The organism is [Pseudomonas] carboxydohydrogena (assembly GCF_029030725.1).
Taxonomy (GTDB): domain Bacteria; phylum Pseudomonadota; class Alphaproteobacteria; order Rhizobiales; family Xanthobacteraceae; genus Afipia; species Afipia carboxydohydrogena.
Genome location: NZ_CP113162.1, coordinates 1,865,998 through 1,884,971 on the forward strand (window position 1 = coordinate 1,865,998; position 18,974 = coordinate 1,884,971).

Consider the following 18,974-nt stretch of genomic DNA (forward strand, 5'->3'; position numbering starts at 1 on the left):
AGGGCATCGGCGCCGGCGCATGACCGGCGAGATTCGGCGCAGGCCGCGAGGAAAGGAAGAGGCGATGACGCGAGAATTGTTCTGGCTGACATTGACCGTGATTTTGACCGGCGTGCTGTGGGTTCCCTACATCCTGAACCGCTGCGCGGTGCGCGGCATCGGCGGCGCGATGGCCAATCCGGCACGCAACGACAAGCCGCATGCCGAGTGGGCTAACCGGATGATGTTCGCGCACGACAACGCAATCGAAAACCTCGCGATCTTCGCGCCGCTGGTGCTGATCCTCAACGCGATCGACTATTCGAGCAAATGGACCGTTCTGGCTTGCGCGGTCTACTTCTGGTCGCGGCTCGCCCACGTCATCATCTACGCGCTCGGCGTGCCGGTGCTGCGGACGCTGACTTTCGTCGTCGGCTTCCTGGCGCAGGCTGTTCTTGCGCTCGCGATCTTTCGCGTTTTCTGAGAACAAAAAAAGAGCCGCTTGCGCGGCTCTTTTCACATCACGACGACAGCGCGGGCTGGTCGATGCCGAGCGTCTCGGCAAACCCGAGCATGACATTCATGTTCTGCACCGCCTGCCCCGACGCGCCCTTGGTGAGATTGTCGAGCGTCGAGACGATGATCGCCCGACCCGGAATGCGATCCTCAGCAACGCCGATGAACGTCATGTTCGAGCCGCGCACATGGCGCGAGTCCGGCGTCTTGCCGAACGGCAGTACGTAGACGAACGGGTCCTTCTCGTACTGTTTGCTGAGAATATCGTGCAGTTCATGCGCGGTCTTGCCGCGCCGTCCGCGCACATAGATCGTCGAATAAATGCCGCGGTTCATCGGCGTGAGGTGCGGCGTGAACGTCGCCATCACATCCTTGCCCGCCGCCTTGGAGAATTCCTGATCGAGTTCCGACATATGCCGATGGTGCCCCACGCCATAGGCATGGAAGCCCTCGGAGACTTCCGAGAACAGCGTGTCTTCCTTCGCCGAGCGTCCCGCCCCCGTCGCGCCTGACTTGGCGTCGATCACGATCTCGTCGCTCTCGATCGCCCTGGCTTTCAGGAGCGGAATGAGAGGCAGTTGCGCGCAGGTGGTGTAGCAGCCGGGATTGGCGACAAGCCGCGCCTTCTTCACGTCGCGCCGATAGATTTCGGTGAGGCCATAGACCGCCTCCTCCTGCAATTCGAGCGCATGATGCTCGTGTCCGTACCACTTCGCATACACGGCCGGATCGGCCAGCCGGAAGTCGGCCGACAGGTCGACCACTTTCGTCTCGGGTGCTTTCGCCAGCAGGTCTTTCAGCACCTTTTGCGTCGTCGCATGCGGAAGCGCGCAGAACACCAGATCGAGTTTGGCGGCGGCCCAATCGACGCTTTCAATCGACACAAGCTGCGGCAGATCGTAGGGCGCGAACTGCGGGAATACATCGCCCAGCTTGTGCCCGGCGCGGCGGTCGGCCGTCAGAAGAACGATCTCGACGCGCGGATGCCGCAGCAACAGGCGCACGAGTTCTGCCCCGGTGTAGCCGGAGGCACCCAGAATGCCGATCTTCTTCTTTTCAGCCATGACAATAGTCCTTATCCGACAGAGCGCGGGACAGGTGATGCGGCGATTTGTTGAAAGAGACAAGGCGCCGCGGACTTGTCCTGCGGCATTGGATCGAGCAAACGCGACCAGCCGCTAGATTGCAAAGCGGCGGCGACGGAGGGTTCTGTTTGCGGGTCCGATCATGGGGCCGCATATAAAACCCCCTTGGCGCAGGGTCAAGCAGCACTCCGGCCCTTCACCCCTTCGCCGCCGTCAGACCATCCCCCAGAACCAGGCCGCCAGCTTCGAGATGGCGTCGCCGAACAGCAAGAGTGTCGCCGACCAGACAAAGGCGGAGGAGAAATTGGCAAGCTGAAAGTGCCAGTACGGCATCTCGAACACCCCGGCGGCCAGCGGCACGGCGGCGCGCAGCGGCCCGAAAAACCGCCCGATGAAAATGCCCGGCACGCCCCATTTGCCGACGAACCGCTCCGCGCGCGGCAGCATTTCTGGATAGCGCGACAGCGGCCACATATGCGTGACCTGGTCCTTGAAGGTAAAGCCGAGCCAATAGGACAACCAATCGCCCAACGCCGCGCCCAGCGACGCCGCCAGCCAGACCGGCCAGAACTTGATGTCGCTCGCGCCGACCAATGCGCCGATACCGATCAGCGCACTCCATGCGGGAATCACGAGCGAGACGAAAGCCAGCGATTCACCGAATGCGAGAGCGCCGACAACGGGTGCGGCCCACACCTGATGTTCCCGGACGAACTCGACCACGCCGCGAACCATCTCTTCCAGTGCCATTCACGTCCCTCATTCTTGAGAACCGGCACACGAAAAACCGGCCCGGCACTGAAGGCTCCTGCCCTCCGGGCAATGCGACCCTGCCTAGATGAGGGTTGCCCGCCACATTGTCACGTCGTTCATGTCATAGTGATCATCAACGATTCGTGCCCTTTATCAGACTGTTAGAACTGAAGTCCATGGCGAAACCACTGAAAGCAAACGCAAAATCCACATCCTCCGCGAAAGCGGCGACCGATCTGTTTGCTTCAGGAGGCCGTGGGGCGCGCGGGTCCGCCGCACCCGCCGCCAAGCCCTCGGGGGCGGAGGCTGGCTACACCGCCGCCGACATCGAGGTTCTGGAGGGTCTGGAACCGGTGCGCCGCCGCCCCGGCATGTATATCGGCGGAACCGACGAAAAGGCGCTGCACCACCTGTTCGCCGAGGTCATCGACAACTCGATGGACGAGGCACTGGCCGGTCACGCGAGTTTCATCGAGGTCGAGCTTGGCGCGGACGGCTATCTGACCGTTATCGATAACGGCCGTGGCATTCCGGTCGATCCGCACCCTAAATTCAAGAACAAGTCGGCGCTGGAAATCATCATGTGCACGCTGCACGCCGGCGGCAAGTTCGACTCCAAGGTCTATGAGACCTCGGGCGGCCTTCACGGCGTGGGCGTCTCGGTGGTGAACGCACTGTCCTCGCAGCTTGTCGTCGAGGTGGCGCGCAACCAGAAGCTCTACCGGATGACGTTCGAGCGCGGCAAGCCGAAGGGCAAGCTGGAGGAACTCGGCAAGGTCCATAACCGACGCGGCACCTCGATCCGCTTCAAGCCGGATTCGGAGATCTTCGGCGGCAAGGCCGCCTTCAAGCCGCAGCGTCTGTTCAAGATGGCGCGCTCGAAAGCCTATCTGTTCGGCGGCGTCGAAATCCGCTGGAAGTGCGCGCCCGAACTCCTCAAGGGTATCGAGGATGTGCCCGCCGAGGATACGTTTCATTTCCCCGGTGGCCTGAAGGATTACCTCGCCGCCGCCATCCATTCCGACACGCTGGTGCACCCGGACATTTTCTCCGGCAAATCCGGGCGCAACGGCGCACACGGCGCCTGCGAATGGGCGGTGGCGTGGACCGCCGATGCCGACGGCTTCATGTCGTCCTACACCAACACGGTGCCGACGCCTGACGGCGGCACGCACGAAACCGGCATGCGCAGCGCGCTGCTGCGCGGCATCCGGGATCACGCCGAGCGTACCGGCCAGGGCAAGAAGGCGTCCTCCATCACCTCCGAGGACGTGATGGTGGGCGCGGCCGTGATGCTCTCGGTGTTCGTGCGCGAGCCGGAGTTTCAGGGGCAGACCAAGGACCGTCTCGCAACCGCCGAGGCGCAACGCATCGTCGAGCAGGCCGTGAAGGACCCGTTCGACCACTGGCTGTCCGGCAATCCGACGCAAGCCAACAAGCTCCTCGAATTCATCATCGAGCGCGCCGACGAGCGGCTGCGCCGCCGCGCCGAGAAGGAAATCTCGCGCAAGACCGCGGTGAAGAAACTGCGCCTGCCCGGCAAGCTCGCCGACTGCACCAACACCGCGACCGAAGGTTCCGAGTTGTTCATCGTCGAAGGCGATTCCGCAGGCGGCAGCGCCAAGCAGGCGCGCGACCGCAAGACTCAGGCCATTCTTCCGCTGCGCGGCAAGATCCTCAATGTCGCCTCCGCGACCCGCGACAAGATGGTGGCCAACGCGCAATTGTCCGATCTCATTCAGGCGATCGGCGCGGGCACCGGCATCAACTATCGTGAAGACGATCTGCGCTACTCGCGCATCATCATCATGACCGACGCCGACGTGGACGGAGCGCACATTGCCTCCCTGCTCATCACCTTCTTCTACCGGCAGATGCCGAAGCTGATCGACGAAGGCCATCTCTACCTCGCCGTGCCGCCGCTCTACCGGCTGACCCACGGCAGCAAGACGTTCTACGCGCGCGACGAGGCGCATCGCGACGAGCTTTTGAAAAAGGAATTCCACGCCAACGCCAAGGTCGAGATCGGCCGCTTCAAAGGCCTCGGCGAGATGATGCCCAATCAGCTCAAGGAAACCACGATGGACCCAAGAAAGCGCACGCTGCTGCGGGTCGTGCTGGCGACGGAAGACCGCGACAGCACCGCGACATCGGTAGAACGGCTGATGGGCAGCAAGGCAGAAGCGCGCTTCGAGTTCATCACCGAGAAGGCCGAATTCGCGCCGGAAGAATTGCTGGACGTTTAACCAGTACGCTTTGCCTCGGGCGTATGGACATGCTCGGGACGAATACCGATACCGATGGCGCGCGCTGTCAGGCCCTGAAGCCACGGTGAACTGCCGACCAGCCGCATCACCAGCGGCGGCGAGAACTGCCTGTCGGTGATCGCGCGATTGATCAGCCGGTTCTGCACGAACACCTGAATGGCCTGCGTCGCGCGTACCGGAAATTCGCGCCGCGCCTGCACGCGATTGAGATCGTCCAGCGACGGACCGCCGCCGCCGAACTTGTCATACAGCAGGTTCGCCGCCGCGACCGCATCCTGAATTGCCAGATTGACGCCGACACCGCCGACCGGCGACATCGCATGCGCCGCATCGCCAATGCAGAGAAATCCGGGCTTGGCCCATTTTGCCAACCGGTCGATCTGAACGGACAACAGCTTCACATCGTCCCAGCTTTTGACGTCCGCCATGTGTTCGCGCGTCAGCGGAGCCAGCCTGACGATGTTGGAACGGAAGTTATCGAGGCCGGCTTCCTTGACTTTCTCGTATCCGTTTTTCGCGATCACATAGGCGCATTGCCAATAGTCGTTCCGATCGAGCATCACCATCATTTGTCCGGACTGGATGCGCGCGAAGACACTCTCACCCGCATTCGCAGGCTTGCTCACGCGAAACCACAGCACGTCCATCGGCGCGCCAATATCGCGCACTTCCATTCCGGCCTGTGCGCGCATCAAGGAATGACGGCCATCGCAAGCCACCGTCAGGTCGGCACTGATACGAAGCGGCCCCTGTTCGGTTTTCGCGACGACGCCGGTGACGCTGTCGGCATCCCGCACCAGTTCGACGGCCTCCGCTTTCTTGCGAACTTCCAATTGGGGAAATCGCCTGCCCTGACTGTCGATGAAGTTCAAAAAGTCCCATTGCGGCATGAAAGCGATGAACGGGCACGGCGTGTCGAGCCGCGTCAGGTCCGCAAGCCGGATCGACGCCGTGCCGAACAGCGCGTTGAGTTTACTGACCTCGTCATGCGGGACCTTCAGAAAATCCTGGAGAACGCCCAGTTCCTGCATCACCGTCATGGTCGAGGGGTGCACCGTGTCGCCACGAAAATCACGGAAGAAATCGGCGTGCTTTTCCAGCACCACGGTTTTGATGCCGGCGCGGCCCAACAGATAGCCGAGCATCATTCCCGCAGGGCCACCGCCCACGACACAACACTGGACATGAATGGTTTCGACGGATCGGGATACCTCGTCCATGTCCTTATCCTCCTGTTCCGGAACCCGGCTCAACAAAGTCATCGGCGGCGGCCGAGAATGTCATGAAATGGATAAATATTAAGGGTTTCAGGTGGTTTTACGCCAAAAACATTGACTTTGGGCGATTCCGTTCTATGTTCCGGGCACGCGGCCAGAGTCGAAAACGCGACCGTCTGATAAGCCGCTTGTCCGCGATTTAGTCATCCCCGTGCATGAACTGCATGCCGTTCCGGGGTTGAGCGCGGCAGTATTTCCGAGAAGTCCGAACGGCGATCTCGTGTAGAGGCTCAATGTCCTTTTCCAATCTCGGCTTGTCCGACAAGGTTCTCGCCGCAGTCGCGGCCACCGGTTACACCTCTCCTACCCCCATTCAAGAACAGGCCATTCCCCACGTTCTCGCCCGGCGCGACGTGCTCGGCATCGCCCAGACCGGCACCGGCAAGACGGCGGCGTTCGTGCTGCCCATGCTGACGCTGCTTGAAAAAGGCCGCGCGCGGGCACGGATGCCGCGCACCCTCATTCTCGAACCGACGCGCGAGCTCGCAGCGCAGGTGAAGGAGAATTTCGACCGCTACGGCGTCGGCCAGAAACTCAACGTCGCCCTCCTGATCGGCGGCGTCTCGTTCGGCGACCAGGACGCCAAGCTCGGGCGCGGCGTCGATGTGCTGATCGCCACTCCGGGCCGCCTGCTCGATCATACCGAGCGCGGCAAGCTCCTGATGACCGGCGTCGAACTCCTCGTGATCGACGAGGCCGACCGCATGCTGGACATGGGCTTCATTCCCGACATCGAGCGCATCTGCAAGCTGGTGCCGTTCACGCGCCAGACCCTGTTCTTCACCGCGACGATGCCCACGGAAATCCGCCGCATCACCGAAACCTTCCTGCACAATCCGATGAAGGTCGAGGTTTCCAAACCGGCCTCGACCGCCGTCACCGTCACGCAGTCCCAGATCAGCACCGGCAAGGAGCCACACGAAAAGCGCGAACTGCTGCGCCAGCTCCTGCGCGACGCCAAGGATCTGAAGAACGCGATCATCTTCTGCAACCGCAAGCGCGAAGTCGCGGTCCTGCACAAATCGCTGCAAAAGCACGGCTTCGGCGCCGCAGCCCTGCACGGCGACATGGACCAGAGCGCGCGCATGGCCGCGCTCGAACAATTCCGCAAGGGCGAATTGCCGTTGCTGGTCGCTTCCGACGTCGCGGCCCGTGGCCTCGATATTCCCGAAGTGAGCCACGTCTTCAATTTCGATGTCCCTCATCATCCGGACGATTACGTTCACCGCATCGGCCGTACCGGCCGCGCCGGCCGTCTCGGTACCGCAATCTCGATCGTCTCGCCTCTGGACCAAAAATCGATCCTCGCGATCGAAAAGCTGATCGGGCAATCCATCCCTCACGTGGAAGGCCACGCGCGGACCGCAGCCGTCTCCGTTGAATCCGATACCGCGACCGCGGAGAATGGCCCGGCGTCCCGCAAATCGCGGCGCGGCGGTCAGCGCTCGAAGCACCGCGATCGCGAAAAGACCTCGGCCAAGCCTGCCGCCAAACAGGCTCCATCGCCGAAATCATCGGCCAGGACGCCTGCGGCCCCGCCGCCGTCACTCGGCCGGATTCCGATGGCTGCCGCAACGCAGGATCACGTAGAGCCCGGCGATCATTCACATTTGCCGGCGTTCCTGCTGCGTCCCGTCCGCGCCCGTGGGTAAAGTACGTATATGACCGGAGGTGTTTACCCCTCCTTCACGAACGTCCCCTATCGTCCCGCCATATTTTAGGATTTGCCGGCTGCAGAAGGCTGCCTGGGGACGCCAACGTGATTAGTCTTCTTGAAGAGCACGAGCGCACCCTCGCATTCGCAGAAGTAGCGTTGGGTCAAATCAGATCCCTGCGCCAGAGTGCGATTCCCCGCAATTACGAGATCTGGTACATCTACGCGACCGGCTATAATATCGAGCTCAACAAGGTCATCAACGAAACGCTGCTGCGCAGCGGCAAGCTGACCGAAGCCGACCTCGAACAGATCCACGATACATATCTGTCGCAAACCCGGATGACCGACCGGATCGACAAGGTCGGCTCCCGCGTCATCAACGAGATCGACGACGTGATGGGTCTCATCACCGATGCGATCGGCATGACGAGTTCGTTCAGCACTGATCTTGAGGGCGCCACCACCCGGCTCCAGAAGGCCAAGGACAAGACGCAGATCAACCTCGTGATCCATGCGCTGGTCCAGTCCACCCGCGAGATGAACCTCACCAACAAGGCCCTGGAAGCGCGGCTGGCCACTTCGAAGCTCGAAATCGCAAGCCTTCAGGACAGCCTCGAAGCGATCCGCACCGAAAGCCTGACCGACCCGCTGACTTCGCTCGGCAACCGCAAATATTTCGACCGCGTGCTCGATGCCGCCGTCGAACATGCCCAGCAGAATAGCGAGCCGTTGTCGCTCCTGATGATCGACATCGACCACTTCAAATCGTTCAATGACAATTACGGCCACCTTACCGGCGATCAGGTGCTCCGCCTGGTGGCGCTGGCGTTGAAGGCCAATATCAAGGGCCAGGACCTCACGGCGCGTTATGGCGGCGAGGAGTTCGCCGTGATCTTACCTAACACCTCTATGCGCCAGGCCCTCGCCGTGGCCGACAATATCCGCCGCGCAGTGATGTCCAAGCAATTGAAGAAAAAATCGACCGGGGAGATTCTCGGTCGTGTCACCATCTCCGCCGGTGTTTCGGTCTTCCAGTCCGGTGACGATGCGCCCGCCCTGATCGACCGCGCCGATGCCTGCCTCTACGCCGCCAAGCGGCACGGCCGCAATCGCGTGATCTGCGAAGCAGACCCCGAATTCACACCGAACGTTCGTATTCAGGTGGCTTGAAAAGCGACGACTTTAACCGTCGATCTTGGCCGGCGTCAGTTGCACGGACTCGCCGCAGCCGCATGCGCTTGTCTGGTTCGGATTATTGAAGACGAACTGAGCGGCCATCCTGTCGACCTTGAAATCCATCTCGGTGCCGAGCAGGAACATCACCGCTTTCGGATCGACCAGAATCTTCACGCCCTTGTCTTCCACGACCTCGTCGGTCGGACGGATGTCGTGGGCGTATTCGACGGTGTATTCCATCCCGGCGCAGCCGCCGTTCTTGATGCCGACACGCAGCCCCACGATCTCGGAGTCAGCGCGCGAGGAAAGCTCACGCACACGGCTGGCAGCGGCATCGGTCAGGCGCATCACCTGCGGGCGCGGGCGCGCGGGCTTGGCTGCGGATGAGGGAGCGTCAGGGGTCATACCCGTCATTTGGCTCTTTCCTTCGGCATTTCAATGCCGGACGCGACCATATTCCGGATCACACCAGAAATGGTCGATTCGTCCAACTCACCACATGTTGAGGACAAGGCGGGCCTCGTCAGACATCCGGTCCGGTGTCCACGGCGGTTCCCACACCACGTTCACGGTCACGGGGCCGATGCCCGGCACGCTCGCAATGGCATTCTCGACAAAATTCGGCAGGTCGCCGGCAGCGGGGCAGTTCGGCGTGGTCAGCGTCATCTGCACATCCACGGCCCGGCTATCCTTGATATCGACCTTGTAGATCAGGCCGAGTTCGTAAATATCGGCCGGGATTTCGGGGTCGTAGACGGTCTTCAGCGCGGCAACAATATCCGCACCGAGCCGTTCGGTTTCCTCCGGCGACAGCGCCGAGGTGGTGTCCACCCGGTTTGCGGCCTCTGCCACCTTCTCTGCGGAATCTGCTTCGCTCATGAGAAAAGCTCTCCTGCCTTAACGAGCGCCTGCGCCAGGTGATCGACCTCGGCCCTGGTATTATACATCCCGAATGAGGCACGGCAGGTCGCCGTCACGTTGAATCGCTCCAGAAGCGGCATGACGCAATGCGTCCCTGCCCGCACCGCGATGCCGGAGCGGTCGATCACGGTGGCGACGTCGTGCGGATGCGCACCCTTCATTTCGAAGGAGATCACAGGTCCCTTGTTCTTCGCGGTACCGATCAGCCGCAGCGAGTTGATCTCGCGCAACCGTTCGGTCGCGTAAACCAGCAGATCGTGCTCGTGAGCGGCGATGCGGTCCTTGCCGATGGAATTCACGTAATCGATGGCGGCGCCGAACCCGATCGCTTCCACGATCGCCGGCGTGCCTGCCTCGAATTTGTGCGGCGGATCGCCATAAGTCACCCAGTCCTGCGCAACCTCGCGGATCATCTCGCCGCCGCCGTTGAAGGGGCGCATCGCAACCAGATGATCATACTTGGCGTACAGCGCGCCGATCCCGGTCGGGCCATAAATCTTGTGACCGGTGCAGACATAGAAATCGCAGCCGATGTCCCGCACGTCGATGGTCAGATGCACCGCCGCCTGGCTGCCGTCGACCAGCACCGGAATGCCGCGCGCATGCGCGATCCGCACCACATCCTTCACCGGCACCACGGTGCCGAGTGCGTTCGACATCTGGGTGATGGCGACGAGTTTGGTTTTCTCGGTGAGGAGTTTTTCGAACTCCTCGATCAGGAAATTCCCCTCATCATCGACCGGCGCCCATTTCAACACCGCGCCCTTGCGCGCGCGCAGAAAGTGCCACGGCACGATGTTGGAGTGATGCTCCATGATCGAAAGGACGATCTCGTCGCCCACATCGATATTCGGCTCACCCCAGGACGAAGCCACGAGATTGATGGCCTCGGTCGCATTGCGGGTGAAAATGATTTCTTCCTTGCGCGCGGCATTGAGAAAAGCGGCGACCTTGGCGCGGCCGCCCTCATAGGCATCCGTCGCCGCGTTGGCGAGGTAATGCAGGCCGCGATGCACGTTGGCGTATTCGGAGTGATACGCTTGCGTCATCCGGTCCAGCACGGCATTCGGCTTCTGCGCCGACGCTGCGTTATCGAGATACACCAGCGGCTTGCCGTACACTTTCGTCGCCAGCGCGGGGAAATCCGCGCGAATTTTCTCGACGTCGTAGGAGCCGTTGGCGACTGCGGGATGCATGGTCAGCCCCGCGCCGCCAGCCATCGATCGGCCGTGGCAATCGCGATGTCACGTAATCCTTCATCGGCGATCGACTCGATCGCTTCGCCGACGAAGGCCGCGATCAGCAAGCCCTGAGCTTCCTTTTCCGGCAAGCCACGCGCACGCAGATAGAACAGCAGTTCCTCGTCGATTGCGCCCGCCGTCGCGCCATGGCCGCAAGCCACGTCGTCCGCGAAAATCTCAAGCTCAGGCTTGTTGTCGGCCTCCGCCTCATCTGACAAAAGAAGCGCGCGCGTCATCATCTTGCCGTCGGTCTTCTGGGCGTCCTGCCGCACAATGATGCGGCCTTGGAACACCGAATGAGACTGGTCGTCCAGCACCGCGCGGAACACCTCGCGGCTGACGCAGTTCGGAACCGTATGATCGACCACCAGCGTGGTGTCGCCATGGCGGCGGCCGCCGAGCAGATTCACGCCGTTGGTGGACAGTTCGCTGCCCTCGCCCGCGAAAGTAATGAAACCCTGATAGCGGCTGACCACGCCACCCTGGGTCAGGCCGAAGCTGTTAAGCTTGGTGCGCGCACCGAGCCGGAACGCAGCTGTGGTGATGTTGGCCGCATCGCGCGCGTCTTCCATCAGGCGCACATGCTGCAACTCGGTGTCATCGCCGATTGACACTTCAACTTGATCATAAACCTGATAGGCCGAAGCCCCTTCGGTGCCGACAAAGCTCTCGACCAGCGTCACGCGCGCCTTGTCGCCAATCCGCACATGCGAGCGTGTCACGGCGGACGCCGACGAGGCCGTTGCGACATGCGCGATGTGAAGCGGTCGGCTCAGGGTGACGTTATCGTCCACGGTGACGATCACGCCATCGGTCGCCAGCGCGCCGTTCAGCGAAATCATCGCATCGGAGGCGACCTTGGTCTTCAATAAGCCGGCGTTGCCCTCGGTCAGCACTTCACGCAGCGTTTGCACGCGCACGCCCTTCTCGAGCTTGGCGAGATCGGACAATTCAGGCGCGAACGCACCATCGACCAGCGTCAGGCGACATGTATTCTCGATGCCGAGTGCGGCCACCGCTTTCGCAGCCGCTGCCGATGCCGCCTTGTCCGGCGACGGCGCGAGAGGCGCCACCGTGCGCAACAGCGCGCGCAGATCGGTGTATTTCCATTCCTCGATCCGCCGATGCGGCAGGCCGCGCTCGGCGAAATCATCGAAGGCTGCCTTGCGCGCGCTCGCAACGAGGCCATCGCCCGGCAGGCGGTCGCGTGCGGCGGCAAACAGATCGGCGGACGGATCTCCCGCCGCCTTCGCCGCCGCGATGTTCATCACGATACTCACTTATGCCGCCTTGTCTTCGAACTGCGCATAGCCGGACTTCTCCAGCTCCAGCGCAAGGTCCTTGCCGCCGGTCTTCACCACACGGCCCTTCGACATCACATGGACCACGTCCGGGATGATATAGTTCAGCAACCGCTGATAGTGCGTGATGACGATCATCGAGCGGTCCTTCCCGCGCAGGGCGTTAACGCCGTCAGCCGCGATGCGCAGCGCGTCGATGTCGAGGCCGGAATCCATCTCATCGAGGATGCACAGGCTCGGCTCGAACAGCGCCATCTGCAACACTTCGTTGCGCTTCTTTTCGCCGCCGGAGAAACCGACATTGACGCCGCGCTTGAGCATGTCCTGCGGAATGTTCAGCCGCGCGGAAACTTCCTTCACCTTCTTGAGGAAATCAGGCGTCGAGAATTCGCTCTCGCCGCGCGCCTTGCGCTGCGCATTGAGCGCGGTGCGCAGGAACGTCATGGTGGCGACGCCCGGAATTTCCATCGGGTACTGGAAGGCGAGGAACACGCCCTTGGCGGCGCGCTCGTTCGGCTCCATCTCCAGAAGATCCTCGCCCTTGAACAAAATTTCGCCGCCGGTCACGTCATAACCGGGCTTGCCCGCGATGACATGCGACAGCGTCGATTTGCCGGAGCCGTTCGGCCCCATGATCGCGTGAATCTCGCCTTCGTTCACGGTGAGGTCGAGCCCATGCAGGATCTCGTTGTCCTCGACTTGAACCTTGAGGCCTTTGACTTCCAGTAACGCGGTCATCCCACACTTCCTTCCAGCGAAATCGAGATCAGCTTCTGCGCCTCGACTGCAAATTCCATCGGCAACTGTTGCAACACGTCGCGGACGAACCCGTTGACGACGAGGGCAACCGCCTCCTCCTGCGAAAGACCGCGCTGCACGCAGTAGAACAGCATGTCTTCGGAAATCTTCGAGGTCGTCGCCTCATGCTCGAACTGGGTCGATGAGTTCTTGGCTTCGATATAGGGCACGGTGTGCGCGCCGCACTTGTCGCCGATCAACAGCGAGTCGCAGGCAGTGAAGTTGCGCGCGCCGGTCGCCTTGCGATGCGCGGTGACGAGGCCGCGATAGGTGTTTTGCGAAACGCCCGCCGCGATACCCTTGGAGATGATGCGGCTCGTGGTGTTCTTGCCAAGATGAAGCATCTTGGTGCCGGAATCGACCTGCTGATAGCCGTTCGAAATCGCGATCGAGTAGAACTCGCCGCGCGAATTGTCGCCGCGCAGGATGCAGCTCGGATATTTCCAGGTGATCGCGGAGCCGGTCTCAACCTGAGTCCACGAAATCTTGGAATTCTTGCCGCGGCAATCGCCGCGCTTGGTGACGAAATTGTAGATGCCGCCCTTGCCTTCCGAGTTGCCCGGATACCAGTTCTGCACCGTCGAGTATTTGATCTCGGCATCGTCATGAGCGACGAGTTCGACCACGGCGGCGTGCAACTGGTTCTCGTCGCGCTGCGGAGCGGTGCAGCCTTCGAGGTAGCTGACGTAAGCGCCCTTGTCGGCGATGATCAGCGTGCGCTCGAACTGGCCGGTGTTACGCTCGTTGATGCGGAAATAGGTCGACAACTCCATCGGGCAGCGAACGCCCGGCGGGAGGTAGACGAAGGAGCCGTCGGAGAACACCGCCGAATTCAGCGTCGCGAAGAAATTGTCCGAGGTCGGCACGACCGAACCGAGATACTTCTTCACGAGGTCCGGGTGTTCGCGGATCGCGTCCGAGATCGGCATGAAGATCACGCCGGCCTTCTTCAGCTCGGCCTGAAACGTGGTAGCGACCGACACCGAGTCGAACACGGCGTCGACCGCGACACGGCGCTCGGCTATCTCGTTGCCATCCTCGTCCCTGCGCACGACGCCTTCGAGCACTTCGACTTCGCGCAGCGGAATGCCGAGTTTTTCGTAGGTCTTGAGAATTTCGGGGTCGATCTCGTCGAGAGAAGCGACTTCCTTCTTCTTTTTCGGCGCCGCGTAATAATAGAGATCCTGATAGTCGATCTTCGGATAATCGACGCGCGCCCAGGTCGGCTCTTCCATGGTGAGCCAACGGCGGAACGCCTCCAGACGCCATTCCAGCATCCAGGCGGGTTCGTTTTTCTTGGCGGATATGAACCGGATGGTTTCTTCGGTCAGGCCACGCGGGGCCTTTTCCGATTCGATCTGGGTTTCAAACCCATAGCGGTACTGATCGACGTCGATCTGGCGAACCCGATCGACCGTCTCCTGGACGGCTGGCATTTGACTTCTCCGCTCGCGGTTTCAAGGACCGCAGTGGGCCAACGTGAATGTCGGCGTCTTTCGTTCTTGTTATCGTCTATTTTTTAGAACGCTTCAAGCGACGACATCCGGTCCTTTAACTAATACGTTCGAGAGCGATATCCAAGCCTCCAGAAGGTATTCGACCTCCGCCTCCGTCGTGTCCCAGCCCAGACTTAAACGCACGGCTCCCTGCGCCAATTCGGGCTTAACGCCCATCGCGGTCAGGACGGGCGAGGCATGGACTTTCCCGGAGGAACAGGCCGAGCCGGACGAGACCGCCATGCCTTCCAGATCGAAGGCAATCACGGCGGTTTCCGCCTTCATGCCGGGGGCCGCAAACAGGGTGGTGTTAGGCACACGGGGAACATCGCCGGAAAAGATCACCAGTTCCGGCGTGACCGCGCGCAGTCCTGCCTCGAATTTCGCCCGCAGCTTCTGCATCCGCGCCATGGCGGCTGCGCCGGTTTCAAGATGGGCGGCGACGGCGGCCCCGAATGCGGCGATACCCGGCAGATTCTCGGTTCCACCCCTGCGGCCCTTCTCCTGCCCTCCCGCCGTGATGAAAGGCTCAAAACCTGTAACGCGCTCGGTCAGCACCAAGGCTCCAACTCCCTTGGAGCCTCCAATCTTGTGCGCAGAAACAGATAGAAGATCGACTCCCAATTCATTGATATCAATATCAATCTTTCCAAATCCCTGAACCGCATCGACATGCAGGATACCGTGGGCGGCGTGGACGAGTTCCGCGATCTCCGCGATGGGCTGGATCGCACCGGTTTCGTTATTGGCGAGCATCACCGAAACCAGCGCCGGAGCGCCGTCCGCGAACAAGGCCCGGAGCCGCTCAAGATCGACCACACCGGCAGATGTAACCGGCGCGGTTTGAATATCCTCGACCGGGAACCGGCCGCCGGAGCGCACCGACGCATGCTCGATGGCCGACACGATAAGCCGCGTCGCCACGTCACGGTCGCGGCGCAGCCCGGGCATCAAGGCGAGCGCATTGGCCTCGGTGCCGCCGGAGGTGAAAATCACATCGGCGCTGCGCGCACCAAGGGCCCTGGCGATGTTGGCGCGGGCATCTTCGATGATCTTCCGCGCCGCACGGCCTTCCGCATGAACCGAGGATGGATTCCCCTGTAGATCCATGGCCTGTAGCATCGCCGCCTTGGCCTGAGGCCGCATCGGCGCGGTGGCGTTCCAGTCGAGATAGACGCGGGTTTTTGCCAATTGCCGTCCAGTCATACCAACCATCACATCAACTCATTGCTCTGTCGTCACTTTCCGGCCCCGAACAGGCGGATACGGCGCAATCTGCTTGCTTTTTCACCTGCCACCCATGTTAGAAGTCGGCCTCGTATTCGGGCGCCTTCCCTCGGCGTGGCGGCATCCTGACAGGAGGCTGCGACAGAGGCTTGGCGGGCACGGCGTTGAACGAGCATATTCTTAAGGACCACGATGCCTGAAGTTATTTTCACCGGCCCCGCCGGCCGTCTTGAAGGACGCTACCACCCCGCGAAACAGAAGAACGCCCCGATTGCGATGGTGTTGCATCCGCATCCGCAGTTCCAGGGTAACATGAATCACCCGATCGTTTATCAGGTGTATTATTCGTTCGTCGCCCGTGGCTTTTCTGTGCTGCGCTTCAATTTCCGCGGCGTCGGCCGCAGCCAGGGCTCGTTCGACCACGGCACCGGCGAATTGTCCGACGCGGCGGCCGCGCTCGACTGGGCGCAGACCATCAACCCCGAAGCGCGTGCCTGCTGGGTCGCGGGCTTCTCGTTCGGCGCATGGATCGGCATGCAGCTTCTGATGCGCCGGCCCGAGGTCGAGGGTTTTATCTCGATCGCGCCCGAGCCGAACCGTTACGACTTCTCCTTCCTCGCGCCCTGCCCGTCGTCCGGCCTGATCGTTCACGGCGACAAGGACATCGTGGCGCCCGCCAAGGACGTCAACACGCTGGTCGAGAAGTTGAAGACGCAGAAGGGCATCGTGATCGACCAGCAGGTGATCCCCGGCGCCAATCACTTCTTTCAGGACCGGCTCGAACCGCTGATGGAATCGATCACGTCCTATCTCGACATGCGCCTCGCCAACGTGCGGTAAAAATCACGGACGCACGAGCACGCCGCCGGTCAGCGGCGCGGAAACCCCTGTCGTTCCGGGATAAGTCAGCGGCAATCCTTTGAGGCTGCGCACCGCGAGATAGGCGAATGCCTGCGCCTCGACGGCATCGTTCTGCCAGCCGAGATCATGGCCGGTAATCACAGATATCGGCGCAAGCTGTTCTGACAGCATCCGCATCAAGGTCGGATTGTTGGCGCCGCCGCCGGTCACGATCCAGCTCGCAGGCTGGTTCGGCAATTCATCGACAATCCGCGCAATCGAGGCTGCCGTGAAGGCCGTGAGCGTCGCCGCGCCGTCCTCAAGCGATAGGCCATCGACGGCGAAGGATGCAAAATCGTTGCGGTCGAGCGATTTCGGCGCGGGCGCATCGAAGAACGGATGTTCGAGCGCCTGCGCTATCCAGTCGGAGTCAGGCTCGCCCTGCGCGGCGATCTGCCCGTCCCGGTCCATCGCTTCACTTGTGTGCCGCAGAAGGTAATCATCCAGCAGCGCATTGCCGGGGCCTGTATCGCAGGCGATCAGCGTATCGTCGTCGATATAGGTGACATTGGCGACACCTCCGATATTGACGATGCATGCGGGCATGGCGCAATCGGCGAGCCGCGCGAGCGCGCGGTGATAGACCGGCACCAGCGGCGCACCCTGCCCGCCGGCCGCAACATCGGCGGCACGGAGGTCATACACCACGGGCAGCTTCAAGGCTTTCGCGAGTGTCGCACCATCGCCGATCTGCACCGTGAGGCGATCGTGCGGGCGATGCAAAACAGTCTGGCCGTGAAAGCCCACGACATCGACCGTGCGGCGGTCGATCCGGTTTGCGGCGAGATACGATTCCACAGCCTCGGCGTGGACGCGCGTAACGAGGTCTTCAGCAGCCGCCACCCCGGCCGGGCGCTCCTCGCGCCGCACGATCCGGGGCGCGGCATCGAGCGCCGCGCGCAGCACATCCCGTTCGGCGGCGCTGTAGGGCCGGTATCCCGTGGGACCGAAGGATTCGATCTGCTCGCCGTCGGTCCGCAGCCACGCGACATCGACCCCGTCGAGCGAGGTGCCGCTCATCAGACCGATCGCGTTACGCATGGCCCGGTTCCTCCGGTTGAATTGGATGCCGGACCTGATACACCACGGAGCCTCTAAAAATCGCTAAATCGCCAAAGAGTCCCGCATGACCGCCTACAAGTCAGATTTCCTCAATGTTCTGGAACAACGCGGACTGATCCATCAGATTTCTGACCCCGTGGCGCTGGACGATGCCTGCACCAAAGGCCCGATCACAGCCTATGTCGGCTATGACGCGACCGCCACCAGCCTGCATATCGGCAACCTGATCTCGGTGACGATGCTCTACTGGCTACAGCAGACCGGTCACCGCCCGATCACGCTGATGGGCGGCGGCACCTCCATGGTCGGCGATCCCTCGTTCCGCGACGAGCAGCGCAAGATGCTCGACGAAGCCACCATCGCGTCCAACATCGAAGGCATCAAGAAAATCTTCGGACGCATCCTGCGCTACGGCGACGGCGCGACCGACGCACTGATGATCAACAACGCCGAATGGCTGCTGAAACTCAACTACGTCTCCTTCCTGCGCGATGTCGGCCGCTACTTCTCGGTCAACCGCATGCTGTCGTTCGACAGCGTGAAGCTGCGGCTCGACCGCGAGCAGTCGCTGTCGTTCCTCGAATTCAACTACATGATCATGCAGGGCTACGATTTCGTCGAAATCAACCGCCGTTACGGCTGCATCCTGCAAATGGGCGGCTCCGATCAGTGGGGCAACATCATCAACGGCGTCGATCTCAGCCATCGCATGGGCGGCCCCCAGCTCTACGCGCTGACCACGCCGCTGCTCACCACCTCGTCCGGCGCAAAGATGGGCAAGACCGCGAAAGGCGCGGTCTGGCTCAACGGCGACGTGTTCAGCCCGTATGATTTCTGGCAGTACTTCCGCAACACCGAGGACGCCGATGTCGGCCGTTTCCTCAAGGTATTCACGCGGCTGCCGCTCGACGAAATTGCACGGCTCGAAAAGCTCGGCGGCGCTGAGATCAACGAAGCGAAGAAGACCCTCGCGACCGAGGCGACCGCCGTGGTGCACGGGCGCGAAGCAGCGATCGAGGCCGCGGAAACCGCGCGGCGTACGTTCGAGGAAGGCGCGATCGCTCAGAACCTGCCCACGCTGGAAATTCCACGCGCCGAACTGGAGTCCGGCGCAAACGTGCTTGCCCTGTTCGTGAAAGCCGGTCTCGTCGCCTCGAACGGTGAAGCCCGCCGCCAGATCAAGGGCGGCGGCATTCGCGTCAACGACACGCCCGTAACCGATGACAAGATGATGCTCACGCCGGACGTCCTCACACCGGAGGGCGTCATCAAACTGTCTCTTGGGAAAAAACGGCACGTCCTGCTGAAGCCGGTCTGA

Annotated in this window: 17 protein-coding genes; 6 read left to right on the forward strand and 11 right to left on the reverse strand. The window is 61.8% G+C overall.

From position 1 onward, the window contains the following. Positions 1-64: 64 nt before the first annotated feature. The gene (locus tag AFIC_RS09100) at positions 65-463 is read left to right on the forward strand and encodes an MAPEG family protein (RefSeq protein WP_275245925.1); all 399 of its coding nucleotides are present in this window, start codon (positions 65-67) and stop codon (positions 461-463) included. Positions 464-500: 37 nt separating this feature from the next. On the opposite strand, the gene argC is transcribed toward AFIC_RS09100, so the two are convergent. After that, positions 501-1,559: an N-acetyl-gamma-glutamyl-phosphate reductase gene (gene argC, locus AFIC_RS09105; protein WP_275245926.1), complete on the reverse strand. Its 1,059-nt coding sequence runs from the start codon at positions 1,557-1,559 to the stop codon at positions 501-503. Positions 1,560-1,793: 234 nt separating this feature from the next. Further along, the gene (locus AFIC_RS09110; RefSeq protein ID WP_275245927.1) at positions 1,794-2,330 is read right to left on the reverse strand and encodes a DedA family protein; all 537 of its coding nucleotides are present in this window, start codon (positions 2,328-2,330) and stop codon (positions 1,794-1,796) included. 179 nt (positions 2,331-2,509) lie between these two features. Between AFIC_RS09110 and parE the strand changes: the two genes are divergently transcribed. Next, positions 2,510-4,579 (forward strand): DNA topoisomerase IV subunit B, encoded by a 2,070-nt coding sequence (gene parE / locus AFIC_RS09115; protein WP_275245928.1) that lies wholly within the window; start codon positions 2,510-2,512, stop codon positions 4,577-4,579. On the opposite strand, the gene AFIC_RS09120 is transcribed toward parE, so the two are convergent. After that, positions 4,576-5,820: an FAD-dependent oxidoreductase gene (locus tag AFIC_RS09120; protein ID WP_275245929.1), complete on the reverse strand. Its 1,245-nt coding sequence runs from the start codon at positions 5,818-5,820 to the stop codon at positions 4,576-4,578. The two genes, parE and AFIC_RS09120, sit on opposite strands and share 4 nt — an antisense overlap. Before the next feature lie 290 nt (positions 5,821-6,110). Here AFIC_RS09120 and AFIC_RS09125 point away from each other — a divergent pair, with 290 nt between their 5' ends. After that, on the forward strand, positions 6,111-7,529 hold the full coding sequence (locus AFIC_RS09125) for a DEAD/DEAH box helicase (protein ID WP_275245930.1): 1,419 nt from the start codon (positions 6,111-6,113) through the stop codon (positions 7,527-7,529). Positions 7,530-7,636: 107 nt separating this feature from the next. After that, positions 7,637-8,704, forward strand: coding sequence for a GGDEF domain-containing protein (locus AFIC_RS09130; RefSeq protein WP_275245931.1), 1,068 nt, complete (start codon positions 7,637-7,639; stop codon positions 8,702-8,704). A 12-nt stretch (positions 8,705-8,716) separates the two neighbouring features. Here AFIC_RS09130 and AFIC_RS09135 read toward each other — a convergent pair whose 3' ends face one another. From AFIC_RS09135 to AFIC_RS09165, 7 genes are all read right to left on the reverse strand, one after another. Then, positions 8,717-9,124 (reverse strand): HesB/IscA family protein, encoded by a 408-nt coding sequence (locus AFIC_RS09135; protein WP_275245932.1) that lies wholly within the window; start codon positions 9,122-9,124, stop codon positions 8,717-8,719. Between the two features lie 78 nt (positions 9,125-9,202). Next, positions 9,203-9,589: an SUF system Fe-S cluster assembly protein gene (locus tag AFIC_RS09140; protein ID WP_275245933.1), complete on the reverse strand. Its 387-nt coding sequence runs from the start codon at positions 9,587-9,589 to the stop codon at positions 9,203-9,205. Then, complete coding sequence (locus AFIC_RS09145; RefSeq protein WP_275248679.1) at positions 9,586-10,833, reverse strand: cysteine desulfurase; 1,248 nt, start codon at positions 10,831-10,833, stop codon at positions 9,586-9,588. The genes AFIC_RS09140 and AFIC_RS09145 overlap by 4 nt, the downstream gene beginning before the upstream one ends. Then, positions 10,830-12,140, reverse strand: coding sequence for a Fe-S cluster assembly protein SufD (gene sufD, locus AFIC_RS09150; protein WP_275248680.1), 1,311 nt, complete (start codon positions 12,138-12,140; stop codon positions 10,830-10,832). Before sufD ends, AFIC_RS09145 begins: the two co-directional genes overlap by 4 nt. Before the next feature lie 12 nt (positions 12,141-12,152). Further along, positions 12,153-12,911 carry a Fe-S cluster assembly ATPase SufC gene (sufC, locus tag AFIC_RS09155; RefSeq protein ID WP_275245934.1) on the reverse strand — a complete coding sequence of 253 codons (759 nt, stop codon included), beginning with the start codon at positions 12,909-12,911 and terminating at the stop codon, positions 12,153-12,155. Beyond that, positions 12,908-14,407, reverse strand: coding sequence for a Fe-S cluster assembly protein SufB (sufB, locus tag AFIC_RS09160; protein WP_275245935.1), 1,500 nt, complete (start codon positions 14,405-14,407; stop codon positions 12,908-12,910). The genes sufC and sufB overlap by 4 nt, the downstream gene beginning before the upstream one ends. A gap of 93 nt (positions 14,408-14,500) precedes the next feature. Further along, the gene (locus AFIC_RS09165) at positions 14,501-15,682 is read right to left on the reverse strand and encodes a cysteine desulfurase family protein (protein ID WP_275245936.1); all 1,182 of its coding nucleotides are present in this window, start codon (positions 15,680-15,682) and stop codon (positions 14,501-14,503) included. A 204-nt stretch (positions 15,683-15,886) separates the two neighbouring features. Here AFIC_RS09165 and AFIC_RS09170 point away from each other — a divergent pair, with 204 nt between their 5' ends. Further along, on the forward strand, positions 15,887-16,534 hold the full coding sequence (locus tag AFIC_RS09170; RefSeq protein WP_002716045.1) for an alpha/beta hydrolase: 648 nt from the start codon (positions 15,887-15,889) through the stop codon (positions 16,532-16,534). A 3-nt stretch (positions 16,535-16,537) separates the two neighbouring features. Here the strand turns inward: AFIC_RS09170 and AFIC_RS09175 are convergent, their stop codons facing one another. Then, positions 16,538-17,635 (reverse strand): anhydro-N-acetylmuramic acid kinase, encoded by a 1,098-nt coding sequence (locus tag AFIC_RS09175; protein WP_275245937.1) that lies wholly within the window; start codon positions 17,633-17,635, stop codon positions 16,538-16,540. A gap of 85 nt (positions 17,636-17,720) precedes the next feature. Here AFIC_RS09175 and tyrS point away from each other — a divergent pair, with 85 nt between their 5' ends. Next, on the forward strand, positions 17,721-18,974 hold the full coding sequence (tyrS, locus tag AFIC_RS09180; protein WP_275245938.1) for a tyrosine--tRNA ligase: 1,254 nt from the start codon (positions 17,721-17,723) through the stop codon (positions 18,972-18,974).

Excerpts from the sequence above, each read along its gene's own strand:
- AFIC_RS09100 (WP_275245925.1), top strand. The coding sequence starts at position 65 with ATGACGCGAGAATTGTTCTGGCTGACATTGACCGTGATTTTGACCGGC.
- argC (WP_275245926.1), bottom strand. The coding sequence starts at position 1,559 with ATGGCTGAAAAGAAGAAGATCGGCATTCTGGGTGCCTCCGGCTACACC.
- AFIC_RS09110 (WP_275245927.1), bottom strand. The coding sequence starts at position 2,330 with ATGGCACTGGAAGAGATGGTTCGCGGCGTGGTCGAGTTCGTCCGGGAA.
- parE (WP_275245928.1), top strand. The coding sequence starts at position 2,510 with ATGGCGAAACCACTGAAAGCAAACGCAAAATCCACATCCTCCGCGAAA.
- AFIC_RS09120 (WP_275245929.1), bottom strand. The coding sequence starts at position 5,820 with ATGGACGAGGTATCCCGATCCGTCGAAACCATTCATGTCCAGTGTTGT.
- AFIC_RS09125 (WP_275245930.1), top strand. The coding sequence starts at position 6,111 with ATGTCCTTTTCCAATCTCGGCTTGTCCGACAAGGTTCTCGCCGCAGTC.
- AFIC_RS09135 (WP_275245932.1), bottom strand. The coding sequence starts at position 9,124 with ATGACGGGTATGACCCCTGACGCTCCCTCATCCGCAGCCAAGCCCGCG.
- AFIC_RS09140 (WP_275245933.1), bottom strand. The coding sequence starts at position 9,589 with ATGAGCGAAGCAGATTCCGCAGAGAAGGTGGCAGAGGCCGCAAACCGG.
- sufD (WP_275248680.1), bottom strand. The coding sequence starts at position 12,140 with ATGAACATCGCGGCGGCGAAGGCGGCGGGAGATCCGTCCGCCGATCTG.
- sufC (WP_275245934.1), bottom strand. The coding sequence starts at position 12,911 with ATGACCGCGTTACTGGAAGTCAAAGGCCTCAAGGTTCAAGTCGAGGAC.
- sufB (WP_275245935.1), bottom strand. The coding sequence starts at position 14,407 with ATGCCAGCCGTCCAGGAGACGGTCGATCGGGTTCGCCAGATCGACGTC.
- AFIC_RS09165 (WP_275245936.1), bottom strand. The coding sequence starts at position 15,682 with ATGGTTGGTATGACTGGACGGCAATTGGCAAAAACCCGCGTCTATCTC.
- AFIC_RS09170 (WP_002716045.1), top strand. The coding sequence starts at position 15,887 with ATGCCTGAAGTTATTTTCACCGGCCCCGCCGGCCGTCTTGAAGGACGC.
- AFIC_RS09175 (WP_275245937.1), bottom strand. The coding sequence starts at position 17,635 with ATGCGTAACGCGATCGGTCTGATGAGCGGCACCTCGCTCGACGGGGTC.
- tyrS (WP_275245938.1), top strand. The coding sequence starts at position 17,721 with ATGACCGCCTACAAGTCAGATTTCCTCAATGTTCTGGAACAACGCGGA.